Origin of the sequence: Microcystis sp. M165S2 (assembly GCF_020245885.1) — a bacterium.
In the GTDB taxonomy this organism is placed as follows: domain Bacteria; phylum Cyanobacteriota; class Cyanobacteriia; order Cyanobacteriales; family Microcystaceae; genus Microcystis.
Window position 1 is genome coordinate 1 of record NZ_JADBTZ010000410.1, and the last position, 3,342, is coordinate 3,342.

The following is a 3,342-nucleotide window of genomic DNA, read 5'->3' on the forward strand; positions in this document are numbered from 1 at the left end:
TCAAAGCAACAACCTGTAAGCACTGGGAATAAGCATCTGTCAACCAATCATATTCTTTTTTGAGACTAGGCAATAGTCCCTGAATATAGTTTCGTGTCAGTCCTTTTCCTGTGGTTTTATAGGTTTCTTGGCATAAATTCAGGGAATAATTCCAAAACCAACGACAACAACCGAAGCTTTTTGCTAAGGCTATTTCTTGCTCGGTATTAGGCTTAAGTCTGAATTTGTACGCTTTGTACATAAAAGTTATCAAGAAACTAAAACTATGATAACATAGTTTTTGAGGAATTGTCTATATACAAAGTCAGCATTCATGAGGGGAGCCCTGGGGGGAATTACTTCGGCCCTTTAAAAGCCCCGTCCCATCGCACTAAGCGCGAGGGATAAATGCTGACACTAAGTTAAAAGTGAAAAGTGGCGGCGAGAAACGGTCCGTTAAAGTTTTCCGTAAAACCGAACGCGTTATCGCCACTACCGTTTTTATACTCGATCCCGTAGAAACGATAGGCGAATTGCAGGGAAATTTGGCGATTCACCCACCAATCGACTCCAAAGAGGAGGTTCCAGCTTAGATCTGTATCGCCGGCCAGCCCGAAACCGGAAGCGTCTCCCCGAATCCATAAAGTGATCGGATCGGACACCTGTACCCCAAATTTACCGCCGAGGAGCGGTTCAAACCAAGTTCTCCCCTGACTGAAGGTTTGTTGGAAAGTTTGGCTGAAGTTGACGAGGGGACTGGATAGTTGTACGGTAAGCGTTTGCTCGATATCGATACTGATACTATTGAGACGAAGGCCCGCATAGGGCTGGAACCAAATTAAGGGAAAAGAGCGATTAGAGGGTTTTTCGGGCAGTTCGTGGCTGAGCGGAGCGCCGATGTGGTAACTGACGGCGAAATCGTAGATGCCCTGATCGAATTGTAGGTTTGTTTCCGAATCCGCTTCGAGTTGCTGTAATTGGCGATTGTCGGCGAATTCTTGTACCTGTTGCATTGTTTGTTCTAGTTGTTCGAGCGATTCTCGGGCGTTCTGAATTTCTTGTTCGAGTCGTTGCAGGGGTTCGCTATCTTTTAACCCCCGTAACTCTTGGAGTTTCGCTTGCAGTTGTTGCAGGGGTTCGCTATCTTTTAACTGCTGTAGCTCCTGAACTTTTGCTTGCAATTGTTGGAGGATTTCGCTATCTTTAGTCTGCCGCAACTCCTCAATCTTCCCTTGTAGTTGTTGTAGGGGTTCGCTATCTTTTAGCTCCCGTAACTCTTGAATCTTCGCTTGCAGTTGTTGCAGGGGTTCGCTATCTTTTAACCCCCGCAATTCTTGAATTTTTTCCTGCCCTCTAGCCAGTGCTTCCTGTATTTGCGAGAGCTTTTCTTGAAAATCCTTTAAATTTCCTAGTCGATCGCTAAAGGCAGGATCGCGGGGTAATTCTGCTATTTTCTTCTCTAAATCCCGGAGATCTCGAATATCGATATTATCCCGAATCTCACCTATATCCACGTCGGGGAGAGTCTGAATTTTTACGACCATTTCTTGTAAAGTATTTTGGCGTTCGGCCAATTGTCCTTGAAGGCTGTCAAGAGCCTGTTTAAATTCGTTTAAGCGCTCGGCTTTTCGCTCGACCTCTTGCTGCACCTCCTGTCGAATTTCTGCGAGGGTCGTCTTCAGTTCCTGCGCCTGCTCGATTTTCGGAACGATCTCTTGCTGAAAACGTTGCCGAGCGTTATTGATCGCCGTTTCCAGTTCCTGTAACTGTTCCTCCCGAAGGGCGACTTCCTGCCGTATCTGATTGCGCACTTCTTCGGCCGCCGCTGGTAATTGGCTTAATTGTTCGGTTTTTAGGGCGATATCCTGTCGTAACGCTCGAATTTTGTCTCCTGCCTCTTGAAAGCTCCCCTCTTCTTTTAATCCTTGTATCCGATCGACCGACTGGGAAATGCCTTCGAGTCCATTGATCGCTTTTTGAATTCTCTGGCTGGCATCCCGACTCAGCAACCAATTCAAGGAGTCGATAAAATTCGGCTGTCGAACCGTTGTCTTCTGCCGGTCGATCACGTTTCTCAAGCTGGCGTAATAACCGTCGAAAATCAAACCGAAACGACCGTTCCAGGCTTCCACGCGCGCGCTACCCGTCACCCGGAGCGATTGTAACACTTCCCCGAGATCGAGATGATAGCTGACGGTACGTCCCCGGGCCGTTGCGGTTCCGTAGGTACTGATCGGAATGGTCGCGTAGGGCTGAAATTTAATCTGCCAACCTCGATCCTCTTGCCCCTGGGGAGCGGGATTTTCCGGTGCGATCGGGGTCGCAGCCGGGGTGGGTTCTGTGAGGGGAGAGGCTGGCAAAACGGGCGCTCCTACTCCCGCCAGATCCTTGGCACAGGCACTGTCGGGTAATTCCTCGGTTCGGGTTTCCCCCTCGAATACCAAGGGGGCGACCCTATTGGTCAAGGGGGTAAAACCCTCGCAGAAGGAAGGGGCAACGGTCACGGGAGCGATCGCTTTCCCCTCATCTATCGCTTCGGCAAGAACACTGGGGACGGGAAACGATAAACCGAACAAAGTCCAGATCAGCAGGCGGCATGGCGAGAATCCCATAATTTTTCACTCCTCACTATTAAAAAAACGATCTAGCGGTAGCAGCCGACAACGGTTACCGTGTAGGTCTTGCCGAAATGGTTGACACCACCGATAAAAAGATTGACTTGATAGGGTTCATCGTTGGGTTCCGGTGTGGCGGTAATAGTCAGGGGTTTACCCGGGTCGATCCGTACATCTTGTTGGTTAAAAAACTGTCCCGTGGTTTGATCGCTGTACTTGAGGTACATCTGGATATCGAAGGAACCACCCTCATCCGAGGATATAGTGGCCACGAATTTTTGCCAGTTGCGATCGCTCGGAACCGCCCAATCGGTATTCCAGTTATTGCGAGTGATATCGACACCGAACACACTGGGAACGGTCGGTTGAGAAACGGTCTTGGTTACTTGGTTTCCTTGACCACCGATCAAAGGTATCGGGACGCAGGTTTCTGAGGCACTAAGGGGCCAATTTAAGGCAAGGGCAAGCGATAAAGTGCCGAGCCAAGTAGGACGAAAAAGCATGAGCAAAACCTCGATAAATTAATCTGGGAGATTTTGATTCTAGATTATTGAGTATCTCTGAATATACTATCTAGGATCTGCTAAAAAAGTTTTTCGGTGGGGCTAGGGTGTGGGGTGTGGGGTGTGGGGTGTAGGGTTTTACCGATTTTCAGGTGGTCAACTACCTAATTTTCAGGGAAAAAGTCCCGGAATTTTCCCCCTGATCACTCCCAGTCCGGTACTTTTTGATTGACAAAAAGTCTAAA

The 3,342-nt window shown here is 48.5% G+C and carries 3 protein-coding genes; all 3 read right to left on the reverse strand.

Features of this window, described 5'->3' with window-relative positions:
* Positions 1 to 241: helix-turn-helix domain-containing protein (locus IM479_RS20340; protein WP_287685811.1), on the reverse strand; the 241-nt coding region annotated here is incomplete at its 3' end.
* A 160-nt stretch (positions 242 to 401) separates the two neighbouring features.
* Entirely contained in the window at positions 402 to 2,591 is a 2,190-nt protein-coding gene (locus IM479_RS20345; protein WP_287685812.1) for a coiled-coil domain-containing protein, read from the reverse strand.
* 32 nt (positions 2,592 to 2,623) lie between these two features.
* Positions 2,624 to 3,097, reverse strand: coding sequence for a hypothetical protein (locus IM479_RS20350; RefSeq protein WP_287675513.1), 474 nt, complete (start codon positions 3,095 to 3,097; stop codon positions 2,624 to 2,626).
* Between the last annotated feature and the right edge of the window lie 245 nt (positions 3,098 to 3,342).